General features: G+C 59.4%; 23 protein-coding genes. 9 read left to right on the plus strand and 14 right to left on the minus strand.

Going from position 1 to position 23,823, the window contains the following annotated elements; translation table 11 throughout:
• Positions 1 to 25 precede the first annotated feature (25 nt).
• The 4 genes from pstB to pstS all read right to left on the minus strand — a co-directional run bounded on the left by pstB (position 26) and on the right by pstS (position 3,825).
• Entirely contained in the window at positions 26 to 787 is a 762-nt protein-coding gene (pstB, locus tag ATH90_RS14285; protein WP_217268052.1) for a phosphate ABC transporter ATP-binding protein PstB, read from the minus strand.
• A 76-nt stretch (positions 788 to 863) separates the two neighbouring features.
• Complete coding sequence (gene pstA / locus ATH90_RS14290; RefSeq protein WP_034105082.1) at positions 864 to 1,757, minus strand: phosphate ABC transporter permease PstA; 894 nt, start codon at positions 1,755 to 1,757, stop codon at positions 864 to 866.
• Positions 1,754 to 2,722, minus strand: coding sequence for a phosphate ABC transporter permease subunit PstC (gene pstC / locus ATH90_RS14295; protein ID WP_069023755.1), 969 nt, complete (start codon positions 2,720 to 2,722; stop codon positions 1,754 to 1,756). Before pstC ends, pstA begins: the two co-directional genes overlap by 4 nt.
• Before the next feature lie 74 nt (positions 2,723 to 2,796).
• The gene (pstS, locus tag ATH90_RS14300; RefSeq protein WP_069023754.1) at positions 2,797 to 3,825 is read right to left on the minus strand and encodes a phosphate ABC transporter substrate-binding protein PstS; all 1,029 of its coding nucleotides are present in this window, start codon (positions 3,823 to 3,825) and stop codon (positions 2,797 to 2,799) included.
• A gap of 186 nt (positions 3,826 to 4,011) precedes the next feature.
• On the opposite strand from pstS, the gene ppk2 reads away from it, so the two are divergent.
• Positions 4,012 to 4,929, plus strand: coding sequence for a polyphosphate kinase 2 (ppk2, locus tag ATH90_RS14305; RefSeq protein WP_069023753.1), 918 nt, complete (start codon positions 4,012 to 4,014; stop codon positions 4,927 to 4,929).
• Between the two features lie 47 nt (positions 4,930 to 4,976).
• On the opposite strand, the gene treS is transcribed toward ppk2, so the two are convergent.
• Together treS and ATH90_RS14315 are read right to left on the minus strand one after the other, a co-directional pair.
• Complete coding sequence (treS, locus tag ATH90_RS14310) at positions 4,977 to 7,040, minus strand: maltose alpha-D-glucosyltransferase (protein WP_098466561.1); 2,064 nt, start codon at positions 7,038 to 7,040, stop codon at positions 4,977 to 4,979.
• Between the two features lie 131 nt (positions 7,041 to 7,171).
• A complete protein-coding gene (locus ATH90_RS14315) occupies positions 7,172 to 7,936 on the minus strand; it encodes an AraC family transcriptional regulator (RefSeq protein WP_098466562.1) in 765 nt (254 codons plus the stop codon).
• Between the two features lie 188 nt (positions 7,937 to 8,124).
• Between ATH90_RS14315 and ATH90_RS14320 the strand changes: the two genes are divergently transcribed.
• The 5 genes from ATH90_RS14320 (at position 8,125) to ATH90_RS14340 (ending at position 14,551) form a co-directional block, all read left to right on the plus strand.
• Complete coding sequence (locus tag ATH90_RS14320) at positions 8,125 to 9,750, plus strand: APC family permease (protein WP_098466563.1); 1,626 nt, start codon at positions 8,125 to 8,127, stop codon at positions 9,748 to 9,750.
• Between the two features lie 12 nt (positions 9,751 to 9,762).
• A complete protein-coding gene (locus ATH90_RS14325; RefSeq protein ID WP_098466564.1) occupies positions 9,763 to 10,689 on the plus strand; it encodes a 4-hydroxyproline epimerase in 927 nt (308 codons plus the stop codon).
• Between the two features lie 37 nt (positions 10,690 to 10,726).
• On the plus strand, positions 10,727 to 11,674 hold the full coding sequence (locus ATH90_RS14330) for a dihydrodipicolinate synthase family protein (RefSeq protein WP_098466565.1): 948 nt from the start codon (positions 10,727 to 10,729) through the stop codon (positions 11,672 to 11,674).
• A 63-nt stretch (positions 11,675 to 11,737) separates the two neighbouring features.
• Positions 11,738 to 13,309 carry an aldehyde dehydrogenase (NADP(+)) gene (locus ATH90_RS14335; protein WP_098466566.1) on the plus strand — a complete coding sequence of 524 codons (1,572 nt, stop codon included), beginning with the start codon at positions 11,738 to 11,740 and terminating at the stop codon, positions 13,307 to 13,309.
• A 3-nt stretch (positions 13,310 to 13,312) separates the two neighbouring features.
• Complete coding sequence (locus tag ATH90_RS14340; RefSeq protein WP_098466567.1) at positions 13,313 to 14,551, plus strand: NAD(P)/FAD-dependent oxidoreductase; 1,239 nt, start codon at positions 13,313 to 13,315, stop codon at positions 14,549 to 14,551.
• A gap of 38 nt (positions 14,552 to 14,589) precedes the next feature.
• Here ATH90_RS14340 and ATH90_RS14345 read toward each other — a convergent pair whose 3' ends face one another.
• The 4 genes from ATH90_RS14345 to ATH90_RS29375 all read right to left on the minus strand — a co-directional run bounded on the left by ATH90_RS14345 (position 14,590) and on the right by ATH90_RS29375 (position 17,917).
• Positions 14,590 to 15,513, minus strand: coding sequence for an ADP-ribosylglycohydrolase family protein (locus ATH90_RS14345; protein WP_098466568.1), 924 nt, complete (start codon positions 15,511 to 15,513; stop codon positions 14,590 to 14,592).
• A 37-nt stretch (positions 15,514 to 15,550) separates the two neighbouring features.
• Positions 15,551 to 16,531, minus strand: a complete 981-nt coding sequence (locus tag ATH90_RS14350) for a GlxA family transcriptional regulator (RefSeq protein WP_052211099.1) — start codon at positions 16,529 to 16,531, stop codon at positions 15,551 to 15,553.
• 348 nt (positions 16,532 to 16,879) lie between these two features.
• Entirely contained in the window at positions 16,880 to 17,488 is a 609-nt protein-coding gene (locus ATH90_RS14355) for a LysE family translocator (protein WP_034105062.1), read from the minus strand.
• Positions 17,489 to 17,755: 267 nt separating this feature from the next.
• A complete protein-coding gene (locus ATH90_RS29375; RefSeq protein WP_164403501.1) occupies positions 17,756 to 17,917 on the minus strand; it encodes a hypothetical protein in 162 nt (53 codons plus the stop codon).
• Between the two features lie 389 nt (positions 17,918 to 18,306).
• Between ATH90_RS29375 and ATH90_RS14360 the strand changes: the two genes are divergently transcribed.
• Together ATH90_RS14360 and ATH90_RS29595 are read left to right on the plus strand one after the other, a co-directional pair.
• Positions 18,307 to 18,561, plus strand: a complete 255-nt coding sequence (locus ATH90_RS14360) for a hypothetical protein (RefSeq protein ID WP_098466569.1) — start codon at positions 18,307 to 18,309, stop codon at positions 18,559 to 18,561.
• Between the two features lie 37 nt (positions 18,562 to 18,598).
• Complete coding sequence (locus tag ATH90_RS29595; RefSeq protein WP_098466570.1) at positions 18,599 to 18,853, plus strand: Pathogenicity locus; 255 nt, start codon at positions 18,599 to 18,601, stop codon at positions 18,851 to 18,853.
• A 74-nt stretch (positions 18,854 to 18,927) separates the two neighbouring features.
• On the opposite strand, the gene ATH90_RS14370 is transcribed toward ATH90_RS29595, so the two are convergent.
• The 4 genes from ATH90_RS14370 to ATH90_RS29085 all read right to left on the minus strand — a co-directional run bounded on the left by ATH90_RS14370 (position 18,928) and on the right by ATH90_RS29085 (position 21,780).
• Entirely contained in the window at positions 18,928 to 19,257 is a 330-nt protein-coding gene (locus ATH90_RS14370) for a hypothetical protein (protein ID WP_034105054.1), read from the minus strand.
• Between the two features lie 66 nt (positions 19,258 to 19,323).
• Positions 19,324 to 19,617, minus strand: coding sequence for a hypothetical protein (locus tag ATH90_RS14375; RefSeq protein ID WP_034105052.1), 294 nt, complete (start codon positions 19,615 to 19,617; stop codon positions 19,324 to 19,326).
• A gap of 149 nt (positions 19,618 to 19,766) precedes the next feature.
• Positions 19,767 to 20,216, minus strand: coding sequence for a hypothetical protein (locus tag ATH90_RS29080; protein ID WP_141537483.1), 450 nt, complete (start codon positions 20,214 to 20,216; stop codon positions 19,767 to 19,769).
• A 412-nt stretch (positions 20,217 to 20,628) separates the two neighbouring features.
• The gene (locus ATH90_RS29085; protein ID WP_141537484.1) at positions 20,629 to 21,780 is read right to left on the minus strand and encodes a hypothetical protein; all 1,152 of its coding nucleotides are present in this window, start codon (positions 21,778 to 21,780) and stop codon (positions 20,629 to 20,631) included.
• A 516-nt stretch (positions 21,781 to 22,296) separates the two neighbouring features.
• Here ATH90_RS29085 and ATH90_RS14390 point away from each other — a divergent pair.
• On the plus strand, positions 22,297 to 23,421 hold the full coding sequence (locus ATH90_RS14390) for an HNH endonuclease (protein ID WP_098466573.1): 1,125 nt from the start codon (positions 22,297 to 22,299) through the stop codon (positions 23,419 to 23,421).
• Positions 23,422 to 23,823: the final 402 nt, after the last annotated feature.

Raw genomic sequence — 23,823 nt, forward strand, 5'->3', positions numbered from 1 at the left:
TCCTGGAAAACGGTAGATGGCAGGGTCAGCTGAACTTGCCGCTGATGTAGTCCCCGGTCATTTGTTCCCGTGGGCTTTCGAAGATCTGGGTGGTCGGGCCCATTTCCACCAGATAGCCGGTGCGGGTGCCTTGGGAGATGTCCACCGAGAAAAACGCGGTGGTATCGGCCACACGAATCGCTTGCTGCATGTTGTGCGTCACCAGCGCGATGGTGTAGTCCTTTTTCAACTCGACCATCAGCTCCTCGACCCGGCGCGTAGCAATCGGGTCCAGCGCCGAGCAGGGTTCGTCCAGCAACAGCACTTCCGGCTCGGTAGCAATGGCGCGGGCGATGCACAGGCGTTGTTGCTGGCCGCCCGAGAGCGACAGGCCGCTGACCTTGAGCTTGTCCTTGACCTCGTCCCACAGCGCCGCACCTTGCAGCGCGTGCTTGACGCGGTCGCCCAGGTCGCCTTTGTAGCGGTTGAGCCGCAGGCCAAAGGCCACGTTGTCGAAAATGCTCATCGAGAACGGGTTTGGCTGTTGGAACACCATGCCGATGTAACGGCGCACGACGACCGGATCAACGCCCTTGCCATACACGTCCTGGCCAAGGAAATGCACATGACCCTCGAAGCGAAAGCCCTTCACCAGGTCGTTCATGCGGTTGAGGCTACGCAGTACGGTGGACTTGCCGCAGCCGGACGGGCCGATGAAGCCGGTGATCTTGTTCTTCTCGATCGGCACATGGCTGTCACGCACCGCCATGAAGTTGCCGTAGAAAATCTTGTCCAGCTTGCAGTCCATGACCACAGGCGACTGGGTGATAAACGGAGCGGCTACTTGCGCAGATGACATATTCAAAATTCAGGTGCTCCCGTTCTTAGTACTTGGGCTTGCCGAAGATACGGCTCACGATATTCACGACCAGCACGATCATTACCAGCACCAACGAGGCCGCCCATGCGAGCTCGAGCTGGTTGTCGAAAGGCATGCCGGAGAAGTTGTAAATCAGCACGGCCAGGGACGCCGTCGGATTCATGACTGCCAGGTTGCCGTCGTGGTAGATCCAGTAGTTACTGAACAGCGCGGTGAACAACAGCGGCGCGGTCTCGCCGGCGGCACGCGCCACGGCGAGCATCACACCGGTGAGGATCGCGGGCATGCCGGTGGGCAAGACGATTTTCCAGATCACCTGCGAGCGGGTGCAGCCCATTCCGTAGGCAGCATCCTTCATGATCTTGGGCACCATCTTCATCGACTCTTCGGCCGTCAGCACCACGATAGGCAGCATCAGTACGGCCAGCGCCACGCCACCTGCCGGTGCCGAGTAAGTCCCGGTGGTCATGACCACCAGGGCGTAGGCAAATACACCTGCCAGAATCGACGGCAAGCCCGTGAGCATCTTGGCGGCAAAGCGCGAGGCGTTCGCCAGCTTGCTGTCCGGCCCCAGTTCTGCCAGGAAAATCGCGGCCAGGATGCCCACCGGCACGGCGATGGCTGCGGCAATGCCGACCATCACGAAGGTGCCCGCCATGGCGTTGCCGAAACCACCGCCGGTCTCGAAACCGGTCGGGGGCAGTTCGGTGAACACTTCCAGGCTCAGGCGCGCGCCGCCCCGGGTGATCAGCATGTAAAGCACGGAAATCAGCGGCACGCTGGCCAGCAGCGCGCCCAGCCACACCAGGGTGGTCAGCACCAGGCTGCGCAGGGCACGGCCTTCGAACCGGCGCTGCAGGCTTGGCATGGCGGTGATGGGCGATGAGAGGTCAGTCATTGCTTGGTACCTCGCTGGGCGTAGACCATGATCATCGAACCGATGATGTTCACCAGCAGCGTGATGAACATCAGCACCAGTGCGGCGTACATCAATACTTCGATCTCGTTCGGGCCGGCTTCGGGGAAGTTCAGCGCCAACAAGGCCGCCAGGGTATTGGCCGGTGCGAACAGCGAAAGAGAAATGTTGTTAGCGTTACCGACCAGCATGGCCAGCGCCATCGTTTCACCTAGGGCGCGGCCCAGGCCCAGTACCAGCGAACCGAAGATGCCAGTGGCAGCAGATGGCACCATCACCTTGAGAATCGCTTCCCAATGGGTGGTGCCCATGCCGTAGGCGGCTTGCTTGGTTTTCATCGGTACACCCGTGAGGGCGTCCTGGGAAACGGCGGCAATGGTCGGCAGAATCATGATGGCCAATACCAATGCTGCCGGTAACAGGCCCGGCCCGCTCAAGGAGGTGCCGAAGAACGGAATCCAGCCGAGCTCGCTGTTCAGCCACGCCGTCAACGGGCGGATCGCTGGAATCACCACATAGATACCCCACAGGCCATAGACGACGCTGGGGATGGCTGCGAGCAATTCGACGATGGTGCGGAATACCGCAGCCAGCTTGGCGGGTAGAAAATCCTGGGTGAGGAAAATCGCCATGCTGACGCCGAAAAAACCTGCGATCAGCAACGCGATGAGGGCGCTGTAAAGCGTGCCCCAAATAGCCGGCAGAATGCCGTATTTACCTTGGTTAACGTCCCAGACACTGCCGAACAGCACGTCAAACCCGTGCTTTTCCATGCCTGGAAGAGCCTTGCGCCCTACTTCGAAGACCAGCGCGAAAACCAGCGCCAGCACCAGCACTACGCCTATGCGTGCTAGCGCACGGAAGGTGCGGTCAACCAGGAAGTCCTTCGTGGACGGCGGCTGGCACGCAGAATCCGGGTTAACCGGTACGACAAAAGGTGTGTTCATGGGCTAATTCCGGAACAAGGGGGGAACGCTCCCGGCACGGTTGAAAACCCCTACCGGGAGCGGCCTGACGAGCCTTACTGGATGTTGGCGGAAGCTTTACGAACTTGATCGACAACCGATGGCGGCAATGGGATGTAGCCCATCGAGTCGGCGATTTTCTGACCTTCGGTCAGGCTGTACTCAACCATGTCACGCATGGCCTTGGCCTTGGCCGGGTTGCCGTTGTCCTTGCGGAAGATCATCCAGGTGTAGGAGGTGATCGGGTAGGACTTGGCGCCATCCGGATCCGGCAGCCAAGCCACCAGGCTTTCCGGCATTTTTACCGCAGCCAGGGCTTCGGCGCCGCTCTCGGCGTTCGGGACCACGTACTTGCCGGCCTTGTTCTGCAATTGGGCAAAGTCAACCTTGGCGAGTTTGGCGAAGCCGTATTCGATGTAGCCGATCGCGCCTGGGGTCTGGCGCACGGTGGCGGTCACGCCATCGTTCTTCGGCGACTTGATGAATTTGTCGCTGGCCGGCCAGTTGACCGTATTGCCTTCGCCCAAGTCCTTCTGGAACTCAGCGTTGATCGCCGCCAAGTGCTTGGTGAATACGGCCGTGGTGCCGCTGGAGTCTGCGCGCACCACAACGGTGATCGGCATGTCAGGCAGTTTCAGGCCAGGGTTGGCGGCGACGATCTTCGGATCGTTCCACTTGGTGATCTTGCCCAGGAAGATGTTGGAGTAAACATCGCGAGGCAACTTGAGTTCCTTAGGGTTGCCCGGCAGGTTGAACGCCAACACGATTTCACCGGCAGTCATCGGCAGCAACTGGGCGCCTTCGGCAACCTTGGCGATGTCTTCGTCTTTCATGGCCGAGTCACTGGCGGCAAAGTCGACAGTCTTGTTCAGGAAGTCCTGTACACCCGCACCGCTACCCTTGGACTGGTAGTCAACGGTAACGCCAGCACTTTTCTTGCTGAAATCCTTGAACCAGGTGAGGTAGATCGGCGCTGGGAAACTCGCACCGGAACCGGTCAGGCGGATGCTCTCGGCAGCAAACACCGAGGTGGCACTGAGAGAAACCGCAACGGCGAGTGCAGCAGACTTCATCAGACGTTTCATTCAGGAAAATCCTTGTGAATTACGGGCTCGGCAACTCTGCAACAATCTTGTTACGGTTTTATGAACGTGGAATGGCAAAACGCCTCGTTGTCCCCCTCTCCTGCCGCAAACACGCATTTTGATGTAATTGGTTCGTAACAAATTGCGACTAAGACTTTGCCATCCCCCACGACGCGAGTTCCGCCCATGTCCTCAATAGAAGACACCTTGATGCAGCGCATCCACCGTGAGTTGCTCGATCACAGTGACGAAGAGCTGGAACTGGAATTATCCGAAGACGGGCACGATCTGAACGCCCTGTTTGACGAGCACGTCGGTGAGAGCCACGAGAAAGCCGCCCGGCGCATCTACTTCAGTGAACTGTTCCGCCTGCAGGGCGAACTGGTGAAACTGCAAAGTTGGGTGGTCAAGACCGGCCACAAGGTGGTGATCCTGTTCGAGGGGCGAGATGCCGCTGGCAAAGGTGGCGTGATCAAGCGCATCACCCAGCGCTTGAACCCCCGGGTGTGCCGCGTGGCCGCCCTGCCCGCGCCAAATGACCGCGAGCAGACCCAGTGGTACTTCCAGCGCTACGTCTCGCACTTGCCGGCCGCCGGCGAAATCGTGCTGTTCGACCGCAGTTGGTACAACCGCGCCGGCGTCGAAAAAGTCATGGGGTTTTGCAATGACGATCAATACGAAGAGTTCTTCCGTACCGTGCCGGAGTTCGAACGCATGCTCGCGCGCTCCGGCATCCAGTTGATCAAGTACTGGTTTTCGATTTCCGACCAGGAACAGCACCTGCGCTTTCTCAGCCGCATCCACGACCCGCTCAAGCAGTGGAAACTCAGCCCCATGGACCTGGAATCGCGTCGGCGCTGGGAAGCCTATACCAAAGCCAAGGAGATCATGCTCGAGCGCACCCACATCGCCGAAGCGCCGTGGTGGGTGGTGCAGGCCGATGACAAGAAGAAGGCGCGGCTCAACTGCATCCACCACCTGCTCGGGCAGATGCCCTATGAAGAAGTGAATCTGCCGGTGATCGAACTGCCACAGCGCGTGCGGCAGGAGGATTATTCCCGCAGCCCGACGCCCCCGGAACTGATCGTGCCCCAGCTCTACTGATCCCGCGCTTGAGCGGCGAGCGGGCAAGCCCGCTCGTCACAAGTACGCTACAGCGGTGAGTTGCTCACCACCCGCAGCGCCAGCCCCTCATACGCATCCAGTGTGATCGTGAACGCGCCTTCCGCCGTAAGATCGCCTTCCACTCGCTCATTGATAATGTCCACCACCATCCCCGCGGCAATATCGGGCAGATGCAGGGTTTCGGTGATCGGTGTGGCCCCGAAGTTCAGCGCGGTGATTTGCGTGCCTTTGCCGGCCGGTAATTCGTGGACCATCACCAGCAGCCCCGGGTTCTCGACTTCCGGCACCTGAATCTGGCGGCTGGCGGCAATGTCGTAGGCACGCCGCACCGCGAGGATTTTCTGCAGTTGCGAGGCAAAGGACTCGGGGTCCTGCAATTGGCTGTTTAAGCTGCCATACAGGCTTTTCGAGCGCGGCATCTGCCCGGCGGACAGTTGCGCATCGGGGTTGAGGTCCACCAGGTCATAGGCGCCGCGATGAATCCAGCGTGTGTCGCCGTCCTGCATCAAATGCTCGACCTCTTCGGCCGCCAGTGGCAGTGCACCCACCAAATCCCAGCCCGACAAGGCAAACACGCCTGGCTGCATGGCGTTGTACATCACCAGCAGCAGGTGGATCTGGCGGATCTGCTGGATATCTGCGGGGGTGATCGCGTCCAGATCCCGAATACCCAGCGCCGCCGTGATGATGCTGGCCGTGGTGCAGGACACACCGTTAGTCACGAACTTCAAATTGTATGGCGCATGCTCGCCGGCCAGTCGTTCGTACATCTGTTCGCGAATGTGCTCGCGCAGGATATTCCCGGGGAACGTCTGGCCCTGGTAAAGGAACGTGTCATGGGCGTGCAGGGTCCAGAAGTGCACCAGCTCCAGGGTCAATTCATCGTGGTTCTGCAGCGCATGGATCAGCGAGCCGGGGTCGATGCCCTGGCGGTGCATTTCGCGCAGCATCAAGCGCAGGAACTCGGCGTCCCCCATCAGCAGCGCGTGTTGGTACGCCGGGCGGGTGATGAAGTCATAGGACAGGTCGGCACCGCCATGGGACATGGACGCGATGTCATCCACGGTGAGGTTCAACTCCTGGAAACTGAAGCCGCCCGCCTTGCGAATCGCCCCGCCCAGTAACTGGTTGCCGGTGATCGACAGCGGATGGCTCTCGGACCACGCCGTGCCATCCAGCTTGCGCTCCACACCGAGGAACCCATTGGCGTCCAGGCGCAGGATCTTGGCGCCCATCACATCGATGGCGTGCAGCGCATCACCGATGATCATCTGCTGCGCGGCGAAGGTGGGGTCCAGCCAATTCAGCGAAGGCTGCCCTTCCTTGAAATAATGCAGGTACACCCAGCGACGCGGCTTGCCATCCACGCCCAGTACCACCTGGGTGGCGCTCCAGTCGGTTTCCTTGACGCCAGGCTCGAAGAAGATCACCCGCTGCAACTGGCCGACGATGTAGTGCTTGTCGCGCAATGCATCAACCTGCGCAGGGCTGAGGTTCTGCGCATCGCGGCCCTCGGCCACGTCGGGCAACAACGGCCAGTCTTCCTCGCGGATTTCTACCATGTGGTAAAGGCCGGGATAGTCCTCGTACGCCATCTCGGCCAGGCGAAAATCCGCGCCCTTGCCGGTGTGGGACGGGATCACATCGTCGATGATCACCGCGTTGTGCGCCGCCGCCATGCGCGTCAACGCCTGCAACTGCGCCTCGGTGCCCAGTTGCGGGTCAATCTCGAAACTGATGCGGTCGAAGTTACCGTCGATGGTCGGTGTGTGCTGCATGCCACTCAAACCGCCGGATTTCTTCAGCGGGCCGTTGTGGATGCCCTGGATGCCGATCTTCGACAAGGCATGCCACAGCGTCTCATCCCCCAACGCCTCCAACACTGTGCCGCCTTCACGGGTCACGATCGACGCCGGGTACGCGGTAAACCATACCGACGACAACGCCGAGGCATCGCGTGGCCGGGTCTGCGCGTAAGGCTGCTGCCACAACCGGCCCTGGCCCGAATAGAGCTTGGCCCGCTGGCGTGCCGCGTGCAGCATCGATTGTTCCACCAGCCAGTTCACATGGTTGTTTTCAACCGCCGTCATAAGCTTGGTACCTGTCGTCGTGAAACATTGCTCGTGAACATATGAGGGTTACGCGGGCCATTCGTTGCATTGCGATCATGGCGCTGGCGGCTCCCCCCTTTGGATCTGTATCAACCCCCAGCACTTGGGGGTCAGGTATCGCGATACTGCCTCGGGGTAAACCCCGTCGACGCCTTGAACTGGCGGGTGAATGCGCTGTGGTCGGTGTACCCGCACTGCAACGCAACCTCTGTGATCGGCAGGTCGGTGTGCAACAAGCGGTGGGCATGCTCGAGCCGCACCTTCTGGATCATCTGCCGGGGCGTGAGGTGGAACACGCGCTTGCAGTAGCGCTCCAGTTGCGCCACGGAAATTCCGGCGATGCGTGTCAGCTCACCCAGGGTGACGCGACGGTTGAAATGCGCGCGGATGTGCGCATCCACGGCGGCCAGGCGTTGGTAGGCCGGGTGGCTTTCGCTGGCAGTTTGCAGGTCGAACGAGATGCCGGCCAGCCCAATGATCGCCCCCGCGTGGTCGTACAGCGGCCATTTGTGGGTCAGGCACCAGCCGGGTTCGCGGGTGCCGTAGAGGTGCAGTTCCAACTGGTCTTCCAGTACAAAGCCTTGCTCGAGTACGCGCCGGTCCTGCTCGGTGTAGCCCGGCCCCAGTTGTGCCGGGAAAACTTCGGCGCTGGTCTTGCCCAACAACGGTTGCAGCTGCTTGAGGCCACAGCGCAGCACCAGGGTGCGGTTGGCAAGTACGTAGCGGGCCTGGGTGTCCTTGATGAAAATCGCGGCGTTGGGGATCACATCCAGCATCGGCAATAGCTGGGCTACACCGGCCAACAGCTGCTCGATGCTGTGGGGACGGCTCGCCTCGCTCCCTTGGCCAAGGGTCGCAAACACGCTTTGCATCATGACGGTTGATCCCCTGCAGATGGCTTCGTCGCGTAGCAGAGTGCCCGATGCCCGGGGGGCTGTCGAGCGGGGAAAACTGTGCTGATTTCGTCATCGAAGCCGGCAAAAAACATCAATCGCGCCGCCGCCCATGCGTTCACTGTATGGCCACTGCATGCCTATCCAATAACTCACAAGAAGGCGACGCTATGTCAGGTCAGGGCAAGTTCAAGAAACAACTTTCATTGATGGACCTCACCTTCATCGGGCTGGGCGCCATCTTTGGTTCAGGCTGGTTATTCGCAGCCAGTCACGTGTCTGCGATTGCAGGCCCTGCGGGTATCATTTCCTGGCTTATCGGGGGGTTCGCGGTGCTGTTGCTGGGCATCGTGTACTGCGAACTGGGCGCCGCATTGCCCCGCGCTGGCGGCGTGGTGCGTTACCCGGTCTATTCCCATGGCCCGCTGTTGGGCTACCTGATGGGCTTCATCACGCTGATCGCGTTTTCCAGCCTGGTGGCCATCGAAGTGGTTGCCTCGCGCCAATACGCGGCAGCATGGTTTCCAGCGTTGACCAAGGCCGGTTCCAGTGACCCCACTACCCTCGGCTGGCTGGTGCAATTGGCCCTGCTGTGCCTGTTCTTCATCCTCAATTACCGCAGCGTGAAAACCTTTGCCATCGCCAATAACCTGGTGAGCGTGTTCAAGTTCATCGTGCCGTTGCTGGTGATTGGCGTGTTGTTTACGTTCTTCAAGCCGGCGAACTTCCAGGTGCAAGGTTTCGCGCCATTTGGCCTGTCGGGCATCGAGATGGCCGTGTCGGCCGGCGGGGTGATTTTTGCCTACCTGGGGCTCACGCCGATCATCTCGGTGGCCAGTGAAGTGAAGAACCCGCAACGCACCATTCCCATCGCCTTGATCCTCTCGGTGCTGCTCTCCACGGCGATCTACGTGCTGCTGCAAACCGCGTTCCTCGGTGGTGTGCCCACGCAAATGCTCGCCAATGGCTGGGCCGGGATCAGCCAGGAACTGGCGCTGCCCTACCGGGATATCGCCCTGGCGCTGGGCGTGGGCTGGCTGGCGTACCTGGTGGTGGCCGACGCGGTGATCTCCCCCAGCGGCTGCGGCAACATCTACATGAACGCCACCCCGCGCGTGGTGTATGGCTGGGCGCAGACCGGCACGTTCTTCAAGCTCTTCACGCGCATCGATGAGAAGTCCGGCATTCCGCGCCCGGCGTTGTGGCTGACCTTTGGCTTGTCGGTGTTCTGGACCCTGCCGTTCCCGTCCTGGGAAGCGCTGATCAATGTGGTGTCGGCGGCGCTGATCCTCAGCTACGCGGTCGCGCCGGTCACCGTGGCGGCGCTGCGCCGCAATGCACCCCAGATGGCGCGCCCCTTCCGGGTCAAGGGCATGGCGGTGCTTGGCCCGCTGTCGTTCATCATCGCCGCGCTGATCGTGTACTGGTCCGGCTGGAGCACTGTCTCCTGGCTGCTCGGGCTGCAGATCCTGATGTTCGGGGTGTACCTGCTGTGCGCGCGGTGGGTGCCGACCGCGCACCTCAATCTCAGCCAGCAAGTACGCTCATCCGCCTGGCTGATCGGCTTCTACGCGGTGACCATCCTGCTGTCCAAACTGGGCAGTTTCGGGGGCCTCGGTGTGATCAGCCACCCGTTTGACACGCTGGTGGTCGCCGCCTGCGCGCTGGGCATTTACTACTGGGGCGCAGCCACTGGCGTGCCAGCCCATCTGGTGCGCCTGGAACACGAAGCCGACGAAAGCGAAACCGTCGACGAGCCCCATGGCCGTGCCCCGCTGACGCCGGCAACCAACTGATTGGAGTGTTTTATGAAGCGATTGCATGTGATCGACTCCCACACCGGCGGCGAGCCCACCCGCCTGGTGATGAGCGGTTTCCCCACGCTCACCGGCAGCACCCTGGCTGAGCAGTTGGAAAACCTGCGCAGCGAGCATGATGAATGGCGCCGCGCCTGCATCCTGGAACCACGGGGCAATGATGTACTGGTGGGCGCGCTGTACTGCCAGCCGGTTACGCCGGGCGCCGTCTGCGGGGTGATCTTTTTCAATAACGCCGGCTACCTGGGCATGTGTGGGCACGGCACGATTGGCCTGGTCGCCTCCTTGCATCACCTGGGGCGTATCGTCCCCGGTGTGCACCGCATCGACACGCCCGTGGGCCTGGTCGAGGCGACGCTGCACGACGACGGCGCGGTGACACTGGGCAATGTGCCCGCCTACCGCCATCGCCGCCAAGTGCCGGTAGAGGTGCCGGGCCACGGCGTGGTGCTGGGCGATATCGCCTGGGGCGGCAACTGGTTTTTCCTGGTGTCCGAGCATGGCCAGCGCCTGCAAATGGACAATGTCGACGCCCTCACCGACTACACCTGGGCAATGCTCAAGGCCCTTGAGGAGCAAAACATCCACGGCAAAGACGGCGCCCCGATCGACCACATCGAACTGTTCGCCGACGACGACCATGCCGACAGCCGCAACTTCGTGATGTGCCCCGGCAAAGCCTACGACCGCTCCCCCTGCGGCACCGGCACCAGCGCCAAGCTCGCCTGCCTGGCCGCCGATGGAAAGCTCGCCCCCGGCCAGCCGTGGATACAAGCCAGCATCACCGGCAGCCAATTCGAAGGCCGCTATGAATGGGACGGCGAGCGCGTACGCCCGTTCATCACTGGCCGCGCCTACATGACCGCCGACAGCACCCTGCTGATCGACGCGCAGGACCCCTTTGCCTGGGGCATCTGAGCCCTCCCCTTACTTGACTGGAAACTGGAGTTAGCACATGAGCGACAACATCTTTACCGGCTGCATCCCCGCCCTGATGACCCCGTGCACGGCAGGGCGCACACCGGACTTCGACGCCTTGGTCGCCAAAGGCCGCGAGCTGATCGATGCCGGCATGAGCGCCGTGGTGTACTGCGGCTCCATGGGCGACTGGCCGTTGCTCACCGAGGCCCAGCGCCAGGAAGGCGTGGCGCGCCTGGTGGCGGCCGGTGTGCCGACCATTGTCGGTACCGGGGCGGTCAACAGCCGTGAAGCCGTGGCCCATGCCGCCCACGCGGCCAGGGTGGGCGCCCATGGCCTGATGGTGATTCCGCGCGTGCTGTCCCGCGGTGCTTCGGCTACTGCACAGAAGGCGCACTTCTCGGCGATCCTCAAGGCCGCGCCCAATCTGCCGGCGGTGATTTACAACAGCCCGTACTACGGCTTCGCCACCCGCGCCGACCTGTTCTTCGAACTGCGCCGCGAACACCCGAACCTGATCGGTTTCAAGGAGTTCGGCGGGGGTGCCGACCTGCGCTACGCCGCGGAACACATCACCTCCCAGGACGATAACGTGACCCTGATGGTGGGCGTCGACACCCAAGTGGTGCACGGTTTCGTCAACTGCAACGCCACCGGCGCCATTACCGGCATTGGCAACGCACTGCCTCGGGAAGTCCTGCAGCTGGTCGCGCTGAGCAAAAACGCCGCCAAGGGGGATGCGAAGGCGCGCCGCCAGGCACGTGAGCTGGAGGCCGCGCTGGCGGTGCTGTCGTCGTTCGATGAAGGCTGCGACCTGGTGCTGTATTACAAACACCTGATGGTGCTTAACGGCGACAAGGGCTACGCGCTGCACTTCAACGAGACCGATGTGCTCAGCGAGGCCCAGCGCTGCTACGCAGAAACCCAGTACACACTGTTCCGCCAGTGGTACGCCAATTGGTCGGCAGAACAGAACGTTGCTTGATGCCTCGCGTGCCGCTGCGGCGATCGCAGCGGCCACCCCCCCCCCTTTTTTCAGGACGACCCCATGACTCTGACGGGCAAGATGCTGATCGGTCAGCACGCCATTTCCGGTGACCGCGAGGCGATCCGGGCGATCAACCCCACCACTGAGGCAACCCTGGAGCCCGCCTACCTGGGCGGCAACGGCGACCACGTCGCACAGGCGTGCGCACTGGCGTGGGCGGCGTTTGACGCGTACCGCGAAACATCGCTGGAGGCGCGTGCCACGTTCCTTGAGACCATCGCCGCGCACATCGAAGCCCTCGGCGATGAACTGATCGACCGCGCCGTCGCCGAAACCGGCCTGCCCCGCCCGCGCCTCCAGGGCGAACGCGGGCGCACTTGCGGGCAACTGCGCACCTTCGCCCGCACCCTTCGCAGCGGGGAGTGGCTGGATGTGCGGGTAGACAACGCACAGCCGCAACGCCAGCCCCTGCCTCGCCCCGACCTGCGCCAGCGCCGCATCGCGTTGGGCCCGGTCGCCGTGTTTGGTGCGAGCAACTTCCCACTGGCGTTCTCCGTGGCCGGTGGCGACACCGCCTCTGCACTGGCCGCCGGTTGCCCGGTGATCGTCAAGGCCCACGGTGCTCACCCTGGCACCAGCGAACTGGTGGGCCAGGCGGTGGCGCAGGCGGTCAAGGCGTGTGGACTGCCGGAGGGGGTATTTTCGCTGCTGTACGGTTCGGACCGTGAGGTCGGTATAGCCCTGGTCACCGACCCGCGCATCAAGGCGGTTGGCTTTACCGGCTCGCGCAGGGGTGGCTTGGCGTTGACCCACGCTGCGCAGGCACGGCCAGAGCCCATTCCGGTGTACGCGGAAATGAGTTCGATCAACCCCGTGTACCTGTTTCCGGCGGCATTGGCGGCCAGGGGCGAAGCACTGGCCCAAGGTTTCGTGGCGTCGTTGACCCAGGGTGCCGGCCAGTTCTGCACCAACCCAGGGCTGGTGATCGGGGTACAAGGGCCGGCCCTGAATCGCTTCATCAGCACCGCCAGGGAGTTACTGCCAAGCTGTGCCGCGCAGACCATGCTCACGCCCGGTATTGCCCGTGCCTACGGTTCAGGCGTGGGTGCGTTGACTGAACACGCCAAGGTTGCCGCAAAGGGTTTGACCGCAACAGGTCCCAACCAGGGCCAGGCGTATATGTTCGTGACCCCGGCGCAGGCCTTCCTGGCCAATGAACACCTGCAAGCCGAAGTCTTCGGTGCCGCATCCCTGATCGTCGTCTGCGCCAGTCCTGAAGAAGTACGCGAGGTTTCTGAACACCTGGAAGGCCAGCTCACCGCCACCTTGCACCTGGATGAAAACGACCTGCCCGATGCCAAGGCACTGCTGCCGGTGCTTGAACGCAAGGCCGGGCGCTTGCTGGTCAATGGCTGGCCGACCGGCGTGGAAGTGTGTGATGCCATGGTCCATGGCGGCCCCTTCCCAGCCACCTCGGATGCGCGCAGCACATCAGTGGGCACGGCGGCGATCCAGCGTTTCTTGCGGCCGGTGTGTTACCAGGACTTCCCCGACGCATTGCTGCCCGATGCGCTCAAGCACGGCAACCTGTTGCTGCTGCGGCGCTTGCTCGACGGCCAGAGAGAGGCATAGGTGATGTCCGATCCCGATATCGCAGTGGTCGGCGCCGGTATTATCGGCGTTGCCTGCGCCCTGCAACTGGCGCGCCTCGGCCGGCAAGTGGTGATAGTCGACCAACAGGCACCCGGCATGGGCGCGTCCTATGGCAACGCCGGGCACCTGGCGACGGAACAGGTGTTCCCGATTGCCGACGTGTCGATCCTCAAGCGCTTGCCCGCCATGCTGTTGGACCCCATGGGCCCACTGCGCCTGGATTGGAAGTACCTGCCGCACGCCCTGCCCTGGTTCCTGCGCCTGCTGCTGAACCTGCGTCCGGCGAGCTACCAGCGCACGGTCGCGGGGATCCGCGCGCTCAATGAAGGCAGCCTGGGCGCCTGGCAGCGCCTGCTGCACAGTATTGGGCGCGCGCATCTGCTACGCGAGGACGGCTCGCTGCTGGTGTTCGAGCAGGGCGACTCACGCCCGGCCCTCGAGGCACTGCAACGGCGCATGCAACAGCAGCAGGTGCCCGTGGACTTCTGGTCCGGCGAAGCCATACGCAAGGCTGCGCCGCTATTGAGCGACAACATTCAGGGCGGGCTGTTTTTTCCCGCGACCGGGCACTTCATAGACCCCTACCACGTGGTGGGAGAACTGGTTGAGGCCGCCAAGGCCAGTGGTGTGCAATTTCTCCAGCGTCGGGTGCTGGATGCCCGTCTTGAGGGACAGGGCGTGTTACTGACTACCGATCAGGGCACGTTGGCCGCACGCCAGGTACTCATCGCCTGTGGTGCGCATTCGGCCAGGCTCACTGCTGCATTGACCGGCAAAACAGTCCCACTGGACACGGAGCGCGGCTATCACCTGATGCTGCCCCACGAGCAGCATCGCTTGCCATTTGCCGTCACGTCCCTGGAACGCAAATTCATCATGACCCCGATGACTGGAGGCCTGCGCCTGGCCGGCACCGTTGAATTTGCCGGCCTCGACACACCCCCGAACATGGAGCGTGCCTGGCAGTTGCACCGTCTGAGCAAAGGGTTGTTCCGCGAGGACTTGGGCGCACAGGATGCAACGACATGGATGGGGTTTCGGCCGTCCCTGCCGGACTCGCTGCCAATCATCGATCGGGTGTGTGGAGGGAAAGTGTTGCTTGCGTTTGGGCATCAGCATTTGGGGCTGACGCAGGCGGCGGTGACAGCGGAGTGGATCGGTGAACTGGCGAGTTTGAACTCGGCACAGCCATTGGCGCTTTATCGCCTGGATCGGTTCTGAACAACGCAGGCCGCTTCACCACAACCGGGGCGGAATGCTCACTCAAGGATGGTCCTTTCAGTCGCGGCGTTAAACATGGCCTCGGCCATTTCCTCAATGTCATCACGCATGCATAGCTTCTCCAACCAGCCCGTCGGAATGCCTTGCACGCCATAGAACGCTCCCGCCAGCTGACCAACGATGGCGGCAGTGGTATCAGCGTCATCACCCAGGTTCACGGCCGCCAACACTGCATCGACGAAGCTGTTCGTGTGCTGTACACACCACAGCGCCGCCTCCAATGAAGCGACGGCGTAACCGGAACCGGTGATCTGCTCGCGGGGCTTGTTGGCGTATTTCCCTTGGGCGATTGCCACGACGTCTGGCGCAGTCAGGTCGGCGCAGGGGACGCTGAGCAGGTCCGTCTTTTGCGCCCCGTTCAAGGCGTTACACATTGCCCGTGCCAGCACCACGCAGCATTCGATTGCCTCCTGGGCGCCATGGGTCGTACGGGAGCCTTGACGGCAAAAGTCGTCGACGCTGTGCAGGTCGGGGAAGTAAAACAGCACCAGGGGAGCAAGGCGCATCATCGAACCGTTGCCCGCAGAAAAGGGGTCGGTTGAACCTGCAAACGGGTCGCCGTTTTTCTCAAACGCCCCGAGCGCCGTGCGCACGGTCATGCCGATGTCGAAACAATCACCCGTGGAGCTCAAGTAGCCCCACTTCCACCAATTCAGGTAGCGCCCCATCTGGTCGGCCGCATCGAAACCACCTTTGCGCAGCAGGCTTTCAGCCAGGCACAGCGCCATTGAGGTATCGTCCGTCCATTGGCCGGGTTTCAGGTTGAACGGCCCTCCCCCCACCATATCCGTAATCGGTGAGAATGTGCCGCGAGGCATGAACTCGACAGTGGTGCCGACCGCATCGCCACACGCCAGGCCGAGCAAGCTGCCGCGATAACGATCCAAAAGCGTGAGAGACATGGGTCTTCCTTGAATAGGTATTGAGTCAGGCATCACTCTACTTGACCAACCGCTTCTCCTTGGAGGGGCGGTATCCGAAATACGAGCTGTAACACTTACTGAAATGACTCGGCGACACAAACCCACACGCCACCAGCACCTCCACCTGCGACAACTCCGTGTGCTGCAACAGGCGCCGCGCTTCAGTCACGCGTAATTCCATGTAGTAGCGCTGCGGTGTGGTGCCCAATTGTTCCTTGAACAAACGCTCCAACTGGCGCCGCGAGCGGCCGGCATAGACCGCCAGTTGATCCAGTTCCAGGGGTTCTTCGAGGTTGGTGTCCATCAGTTTCACGACTTCACGCAGGGGCGCGCTGACGTTGACGTTTTCCGTGGGCTTGATGCGGCGATAGCGCGACTCTTCGAAGGCCAGGATGTCTTCGATGCCTTCCACCAGCGCCTTGTCATGCAGGCCCTTGATCCAGTCCAGTGCCATATGGAACGCGCCGGACGGGCTCGACGCCGTCAGGCGATCCCGGTCGATCACGTAGGGTTCGCTGGTGACGTGGGCAGCCTTGGATACTTCCGCCAGCGCCGGGCGGTGTTCGGGGTGAATCGCGCAGCGATAGCCTTGCAACAGGCCCGCGCGACCGAGGAACCACGAGCCGTTCCACAAGCCAGCGAGGCTGATACCGTGTTCGGCGGCACTGCGCAGCAGGTGGATGAAGTCTTCGCTGGCCTTGAGCTCGGTGCGAAAACCGCCACAGATCACCAGTAGCGCCAGGTCTTGCAGGGCCGCCACATCAAGGCGCGCGTCCGGGCGGATGACCAGGCCCAGGTCGCTGATGACTTCGCCATCGTCCCAGCCAAAGGTGCGCGTGGCGAACAGCTCCGGACGCAGCAGGTTGGCGGTGACGAGTGTGTCGAGAGTCTGGGTGAATGCGGGCAGGGAGAAGTGTTCGAGCAACAGGAAGCCAACGCGGGTGACCGACGCAGGGTTGCAGGTTTCGTTGAGGTAGCGCAGGTTCTTGCCTTTCATGCCACCGCTGAATTGACGTCTTTCCATCGAGGGTTGGCCCACTTTTATTGTTGAGGCATGGCCGCCATCTTAGGGGTAAACACGTTGCCTGTCTCAGGCACTGAGCCTGAAAAAACCGTCCACACTCAAAGCCCCCGGCACAACAGCTGCAGGCGCATCTGATACGGTTTTTTCTTTGTCATCTGCATCTGTATCGAAAAGCCTCCTGGGCGGACAATAGCGCCATCCCCACCCCCTTCCCTTCGGAGGCCTTATGACCAAGATGGCACTTTTCCTGTTCGGCTTTTTGGTACTCACTATCGGTATCGGCCTGCTGGCAACCATCTCACCGGTTTAAGGCCGGCCGCCTCAGTTGACAAACAGCATCGGGTACAGCGAGAGCACCAGCAGCAGCGCCATCGACCCGTTGAACAGCCGCAACCAGCGCGGCTCGCGCAACACATTGCGCAAGCCGCTGCCGCAGCCGACCCATACACACACGCTGGGCAAGTTGACCACGGCAAACACCAACGCAATCACCAGCACATTGGTGACGTAGCCTTCGGCCGGCGTATAGGTGGTGATGGCGCCCAGCGCCATGATCCAGGCCTTGGGGTTCACCCACTGGAACGCCGCCGCGCCGAGGAAGGTCATGGGCTTGCCTTGCTCGTCGTCGTTGTCGGACATGCCGCCCGCCGTCGCGATCTTCCACGCCAGGTACAGCAAGTACGCCGCCCCCACGTAGCGCAGCACGGTGTAGGCCCACGGGAATACCTTGAACACCTCGCCCAATCCCAGGCCGACCGAGATCACCAGCACCATGAAGCCGATGCTGATCCCCAATGCGTGGGGCATCGACCGGCGGAAACCGAAGTTCACGCCCGAGGCGAGCAACATGGTGTTATTGGGCCCCGGCGTGATCGAGGATACGAAGGCGAACAGCACAAAAGCTGACAACAGGCTGGTAGACATGAACATGACGCGGCATCCAAACAGAAGTGGTATGCCGTGACAGTAGAGGGTTAAGGGCCGCCCTGCCCCGTACAGCCAGGGGCGGATTGAGGCATACACTTTTTTGCCGAGGCTTTCACAAACCTTTCACAGACGACCGCCTATGGTGATCCCAGCTCCTAATGAACATCCTTTTAGCCCGCGCGCCCCACGCGGGCTTTTCTTTGCCCGCGATTTGCCACAGGCAAAAAAAGAGGCAGCCCTCTGCAGGGCTTGCCTCTTTTTGGCTGTCCGTTAACGCGGGCCTGGACCACCGCCTGGGCCGCCACCCTGACCGTGTCCGCCACCATGCCCCCCACCACCGCCACCGCCCGGTGGCATGAATATCCAGCAGCCCGACAAGGTCGACAACAACGCGACCACCACAGCCGCCTTGGTTAGAACACTCAACTTCATGGCAACACTCTCTTACTTGGCGAGATCAACTTCTCGCTAGGTATGACAGCGCAAACCGAAGTCCGTCACGGCGATCGTGTAACGCGTTGGTAGGCTTTGTATGCCTGACGATACAACGTGTGGTCACGTTTTGCGGCCGTTGTGTGGTGGCGTCCAGTTCGGTTGTTGTTGGCGCTGATTTCGATGATCTGCGCAGACTTGGCAAGGGCATCGGTAACGGTGCCTTTCAGGCCACCGTTGGCGGCACAGTCGAAGCTTCACAGCCCCAACAGGTATGGGCGCCGGCCACGTAGCGGATGTCGACGGCGGTAAGTACATCGGGCCGGGCTGGTCGTTGTAATATCGACGACCGATATCATGGGCCTGGAACTGAATGGCAGGAGGACTGAATGGACGAATTGATGCAAGGGCTCGACGGCCCGAGGACCGCTCAGCAGGAATTGTTTTTCGACCTGGAGGACGCGGCGGCAATTATCGGCTGGTCGGTGGTTGAGCTGACGGCTATGGCAGCCAGCGGCAGAACGCCGAATGAGTCCGTGACGTTGATGAAAATATGCGCGTTGCTGGCGGCGCAGCAGGAAAAAATTAACGGGTACGCAAATGAGGTGAAAGACCAGCGCATCGCCAGGTCTGAAATCATATAGCTGCGCTCGCTGACACACTCAAACAGGGAATTTACGCGTGGTATTTTCATTGGAAGAAAGAACGGCTTTACTCGCGCTCAAGGGCGTAGGTCCCACCGTTATTAGCCGATTGGAGCAGATGGGGATCGAGTCAATGGACGCGCTTGCGCAATCGGATATCGATGACATCCTGGCGCAAGCGTCCGCCGCACTCGGGTCAACCTGCTGGAAGAACAGCCCTCAGGCGCGCGCAGCGATTACTGCGGCGGTGGAGCTTGCAAAGCGTTCAGGCAGGAGAAACGCAGGCCAGTAGTGGTGTTGATATGCTGGGGCAGACCATTGACGCTCGCCTATCGTGGTCTGACCCGTTTTATCCCTGTTTACGCTTCAAGGAACGATGAAGGACGCTGCATCTTCAATCATATACGAAGCACTCATCACCATCATGCCCGTAATAACGATGATGACAGCGCCAGCGAAGCACCAATACACAAAACTGAGTGCTCCAAAACAGTACGTTCGCCCCACCCAAAGCGCCCCTTGAACAACCCCCACTACGCACCCCAATGTCACCAAGACGACAATCATGGTGATACTGGCGACCCACGCGATCTGCCGAAAACTCATCCCTTCGAACAGCAGGCTTGCGCTAAACAGTGACATACCGGTTATTGACGCTACAGAACTCACCACACTTAGCACTTCTGACCACTTCATATCCATTCCTTAGAAAACACCTACCCAACGGGCTCAACTCACGCAGGGTTGACGGCAGTACGGTTATCAATCGAACTGACTGAAAAACTCACCCGAAATCATACTGTCCAGAAACGCTCTCTGTTCCGCCGTAACGAGGTTCCGTTGAGTAAACCCCTGTGCGTCCGGTGGTGCCAACCAACGAGCCTGTCGATCCATCGCAACGGCGACGAGCGCGGCTTTTTCTTCCGCGGTCATCGCGTTCACGTAGACCCCCAGCGATGACAGCCACCGTACTGAGAAATCCAAGTCGAGGTACTCTTCCTCGGTAAATGCCAGGTGCCAGATGAACTCGAATGAGAGTTCTGCAAGGGCCTTCATCCATCGATTTCCTTATTCCGTTCCATGCCTGGTTATACGCATTGGCCATGACCCTCCAGTAGAGGCTGGGAGCGAATGCCATAACGACCATTGTGCGTTGCTTTTTAAAAGCCAATAAACAACCCCGTAGACGTTAATCTACGGGTTTTTTAAGAGTGGAGGCCGAGGTCGGAATCGAACCGGCGTAGGCGGATCATGCCGATCAGCCCTGAGACATGCAAAAAGTGTCGCTGTCCCAGAATTGTCCCAATCCCCGCGCCGAACAAAATCCGCAGGCATAAAAAAAGCCCCGCAAGCTCAATGGCTGCGGGGCTTTTAAGAGTGGAGGCCGAGGTCGGAATCGAACCGGCGTAGGCGGATTTGCAATCCACAATATTTTCGTTACAAATCAATAGATTGAATCGAAATAAATTCCGCAGCAGCACTATTTTCCAGTGGCTGTAACGCATACAGGCCAAGCTGGCCGCGTTGGGTTGCGGAACTACTTTTATGCATCTCGTTGATTCCCCACCACCCCTACGATGCATGCTCAAGGACAGATCGATCTGCCTGAAAAAGACGTGGCTATCCTGAGGACATGGCGGCGTTCCATTACTCATATCAACCGGTCCAGCTACAGGCCGCATTCTGCAGTGGGTGCGTTTTGAGTTTGGGAACTGTTTTTGCCCTCCCCCGACGTACCGCCGAATGAACGCAAACCACAAAAATATCAAAGACTCACGAAATACATCGTGACGGTTTTCGGCAAGGAGCAGGCAGATACACACTCGCCGAGCGTTTACGTCTCCCATCTGCCATTGGTCATGTGCAATGTGCGGACGCTATCCCACCAGGGATTTCTTGCCCATGTGGATCGCACGGGTGGCATGGTTCAAAGCCAATGGTGATGGCCCACGAGAGTGAGGCAACGATCAATCTATTGATCAAAGAGCAGGTCAGGCAAAGCCTTGGCGCAAGACTTTTTCCAAGCCATGCGCCTTTATTCAGCCTTAGGTAGCGTTGATCCACTAATCAATAAGGCGATGACAACGTCTCAAATGCAGGTTTACCATTGCACATTTCGGGCGTTAAAGGGTATTCCAAATAGCGAGACTGACCGTTGTTCAGTGAACTCATAGCGACCTCTCCTTCGAAAGGGAATGTACGGTCTGCCTCTGCAGGCAAGACCTCCGAGAGCAAGCGCTTACCAGCATCATTCGCGGCCAAAGTGGCTTCCACCGTTACGGTCCCTGTGTAACGAATAGGCGCAATGCGCTTGATCCAAAAATGATCGAAAACAACTCGCTTCATCGGAGCAACTTTCAAAGGGAAACTTTGGTCGAGCGTCCGAGTAGTTTCTTCGGTCTCTTCATTCCCTTCTGATACGGTCACATCCCTACTCATGCTGTAAGTGACGCCAGTCGTTACGTCTGCGAAAGAGAAGTCCATCTTCGCACTCATACTGACGCCCATTGAGTTTGATTTCTTCACGGCCCGACTCTTGCTAATTTTGTATCCAACCCGAGTGACTTCTTGATGACGAAACGTAATCTCTTGCTGCAGGCTGCCGCAATTGATGTATTCCTCCTTAAGGCCCATCACTGCGTTGGGGATGGATTGCCAATTCGGCTCAACAATCGTCGCGACAATAGGCTTGGGCGAGTAGAAGGGAGATGCAACACTGAATTTGCCCACCATAGGAGTGCATCGCCGTTCGTTTGTGGCCGTGCACACCGTATTGCAGGTGGACCCTCGCTTGGGCATCGGAAGCTTTGGAGGGACAACATAGCAACCAACGCCAACCTCGTGGCACTCTCTGCTGACTTCAACATCGGAGCAGCTTTCACCAATTTGCACATTGGGCATGGCGGCTAACTTAGCGCTGACTAGGGAGGCAACATCTATTATCTCGAGTTGCTCGGTCAAAGCTTTTTCTGACTTGCTTGCTAGCCACTTATTGGGCAGTGTTTTGATGGAGCTTCTAGCTCTTTTTAACTCATTGTCATTGGCTTCGCATTCACAAGTCGGCGACGAAGCACCGAGACCGTCCTTACAATAAGCTGCTTCGCCTGTATCGCATGAAATGGAGCAAACTGCCCCCACTTCATTGGTTGCATTGCACTGAGAATCAGCCAGTGCCAGCAAGGGCATCAGACACGCAATTGCGGCTAGAAACCTTTTCATCGAATCCTCCTGCATGTTTAAGCATACGGATGGGGAATTCGACCAAGTATGGCACGGATATGTGGATCCATATGCCTTTGCAACAACAGCATCGCCTTGGGGTATATACCCTCAACGCCCAGCATGGCCGTGGCACGATCCGTGCTGGCGAGGCTCGCGCCAGATCAGCACGAAAAGGGGGTAGGTTTATTTATTGAGTCACTGCCCACTTCAGGCCGATTGCTGCCTTTCGAGAGGGGCAGCGATGGGTCGAATGCTTTCGTATGGTAGCCAACTCAATGATAGGGATTCGAACCCCTTCGCGTGTTCGTAAGGACCGCTCAGGGCCATTGAATCCGGCAATATTGTTGATGCGCCGCGGCTTGCAGCGAGCTACAGCGGCCTCGAATTTGCCCTAATTTTGCCCTAACTAGCGCTCGTTTCATTGCCGTTTCTCAAACGCCTCCGAGATCCGGCTTGCCCTTATCTCTTCGTGATATTGTTCAAAGAAACGCGAATGACTATTCGAGAAAAACCATGGACAACGTAAGCTACTGTGCCCTCTGCGAAAAGCAAATTGACAGTTCCAACAATTCTCGTGAGCACATCATTCCCCACTCAATCGGTGGCCGACGCAAGATTCGATCGTTCATTTGCATCGATTGCAATAGCCGTTCGGGCGATAGCTGGGACGCAGAGATTTGGCAGCAGTTTTCCCAACTTGCGATGATGCATGGCGTTGATCGAGAACGAGGAGTTCCGCCGAGTATTAAGATTCAGACTATCGACGGGGAAAGTTATCTCCTGCTGCCAGACGGCACCATGACAATTCCGAATTCCACTTATCAAACCGAGCCAGGCGAGAAAGGCTTGAAAATTAAGATATCTGCAAGAGATAAGCCAACCGCTCACAAAATGGTCAAGCAGTTAGCTAGAAAAAACTCGAAGGTGGACGTGGATTCATTTTTGAGCGGAATGACAGCAACAGAGACCCCCCTTGAGTCACCAGTGACTTTTTCTGCTCAATTTGGCGGAGAGCTAGCCGGCCGCTCAATGGTCAAAACTGCGGTGGCATTAGCAGCATCTGCTGGAGTGAGTCCTAAGTCTTGCGATACGGCGAATCAGTATTTGAAGGGTGCTACTGTAACGCCCCCCTATGCTCATTTTTATTTGCGCGACTTAGTAGCCAATCGACCTTCGACTCATGCATTTAACTGTGTAAGCGTTGTCGGCCTACCCGATAGGCGAAAACTATTAGGTTATGTTGAGTATTTTTCAATGTCGCGGATCGTCATTATCCTGAGTGAGCAATATGATGGGCCCGCTTTACATACCACCTACGCTTTTAATCCCGCCAGCGCTTCCGAACTCGCACTTGTGGTGAACCTAAATCTATCCGACCATGAGCTAGAACTAATCCGGTCCAATCAAGCACTAACAGATGAAACCTATGCTGCAGCCCTCAATGAAGGATTCGGCCTCATCAATAAGCGCAGTCAATCTCGACTGATAGAACGAGAAGCCAGCAATGCTTTCGAGCATGCGTGTCAGTCAATGGGCATCCCGAGAGACAGCATTATTCCACCCGAACGAGCTCAAGAGTTCTCCAGTCTCGTTGCAAATCATTTCGTATCGAAAATCGCGCACCTGATTCGTCGCTAGTCATACGTCCGTTATCACCTTCCCAAGCTCATATCGAGGGTTTTTAATAACATATATGGTGCTCTATTCGTGATCGGTGAAAACGCTTGGCACATCAAGCAGGGCTTGGGGATGCTACAACCCAATCGCCTTTGACAAACCACACCCCAATTGTTTAGGAGTATGCAGTGGACCTTGGGGGATAATCCAATGATTGCGCACCCTGACGCCCTTCCCCGCCAGCTTGCGTAAATGCATAATGGGCATTAGATGGCATAGATTGGCGTATGGTTTGCGCCATTTTTGCCCCACCGGTCCCGCTCGGATCAGCCTATCCCTCACTCCGATGATGGATTGGACCTAGCCCTTTCCCAACCCATTGGCTCCATGGAGCTAATACGCTTCAACCCCTTCGCGTTGTAG

This window comes from Pseudomonas lurida, from assembly GCF_002563895.1.
Classification (GTDB): Bacteria; Pseudomonadota; Gammaproteobacteria; order Pseudomonadales; family Pseudomonadaceae; genus Aquipseudomonas; species Aquipseudomonas lurida.

Excerpts from the sequence above, each read along its gene's own strand:
- pstC (WP_069023755.1), bottom strand. The coding sequence starts at position 2,722 with ATGAACACACCTTTTGTCGTACCGGTTAACCCGGATTCTGCGTGCCAG.
- ATH90_RS14330 (WP_098466565.1), top strand. The coding sequence starts at position 10,727 with ATGAGCGACAACATCTTTACCGGCTGCATCCCCGCCCTGATGACCCCG.
- ATH90_RS14370 (WP_034105054.1), bottom strand. The coding sequence starts at position 19,257 with ATGAAGTGGTCAGAAGTGCTAAGTGTGGTGAGTTCTGTAGCGTCAATA.
- ATH90_RS14360 (WP_098466569.1), top strand. The coding sequence starts at position 18,307 with ATGGACGAATTGATGCAAGGGCTCGACGGCCCGAGGACCGCTCAGCAG.
- ATH90_RS14375 (WP_034105052.1), bottom strand. The coding sequence starts at position 19,617 with ATGAAGGCCCTTGCAGAACTCTCATTCGAGTTCATCTGGCACCTGGCA.
- ATH90_RS14355 (WP_034105062.1), bottom strand. The coding sequence starts at position 17,488 with ATGTTCATGTCTACCAGCCTGTTGTCAGCTTTTGTGCTGTTCGCCTTC.
- ATH90_RS14335 (WP_098466566.1), top strand. The coding sequence starts at position 11,738 with ATGACTCTGACGGGCAAGATGCTGATCGGTCAGCACGCCATTTCCGGT.
- ATH90_RS29080 (WP_141537483.1), bottom strand. The coding sequence starts at position 20,216 with ATGAGTAATGGAACGCCGCCATGTCCTCAGGATAGCCACGTCTTTTTC.
- ATH90_RS14325 (WP_098466564.1), top strand. The coding sequence starts at position 9,763 with ATGAAGCGATTGCATGTGATCGACTCCCACACCGGCGGCGAGCCCACC.
- treS (WP_098466561.1), bottom strand. The coding sequence starts at position 7,040 with ATGACGGCGGTTGAAAACAACCATGTGAACTGGCTGGTGGAACAATCG.
- ATH90_RS14390 (WP_098466573.1), top strand. The coding sequence starts at position 22,297 with ATGGACAACGTAAGCTACTGTGCCCTCTGCGAAAAGCAAATTGACAGT.
- ATH90_RS14350 (WP_052211099.1), bottom strand. The coding sequence starts at position 16,531 with ATGAAAGGCAAGAACCTGCGCTACCTCAACGAAACCTGCAACCCTGCG.
- ATH90_RS29085 (WP_141537484.1), bottom strand. The coding sequence starts at position 21,780 with ATGAAAAGGTTTCTAGCCGCAATTGCGTGTCTGATGCCCTTGCTGGCA.
- ATH90_RS14345 (WP_098466568.1), bottom strand. The coding sequence starts at position 15,513 with ATGTCTCTCACGCTTTTGGATCGTTATCGCGGCAGCTTGCTCGGCCTG.
- pstB (WP_217268052.1), bottom strand. The coding sequence starts at position 787 with ATGGACTGCAAGCTGGACAAGATTTTCTACGGCAACTTCATGGCGGTG.
- ATH90_RS14315 (WP_098466562.1), bottom strand. The coding sequence starts at position 7,936 with ATGATGCAAAGCGTGTTTGCGACCCTTGGCCAAGGGAGCGAGGCGAGC.
- ATH90_RS14320 (WP_098466563.1), top strand. The coding sequence starts at position 8,125 with ATGTCAGGTCAGGGCAAGTTCAAGAAACAACTTTCATTGATGGACCTC.
- ATH90_RS29375 (WP_164403501.1), bottom strand. The coding sequence starts at position 17,917 with ATGAAGTTGAGTGTTCTAACCAAGGCGGCTGTGGTGGTCGCGTTGTTG.
- ppk2 (WP_069023753.1), top strand. The coding sequence starts at position 4,012 with ATGTCCTCAATAGAAGACACCTTGATGCAGCGCATCCACCGTGAGTTG.
- pstS (WP_069023754.1), bottom strand. The coding sequence starts at position 3,825 with ATGAAACGTCTGATGAAGTCTGCTGCACTCGCCGTTGCGGTTTCTCTC.
- ATH90_RS14340 (WP_098466567.1), top strand. The coding sequence starts at position 13,313 with ATGTCCGATCCCGATATCGCAGTGGTCGGCGCCGGTATTATCGGCGTT.
- pstA (WP_034105082.1), bottom strand. The coding sequence starts at position 1,757 with ATGACTGACCTCTCATCGCCCATCACCGCCATGCCAAGCCTGCAGCGC.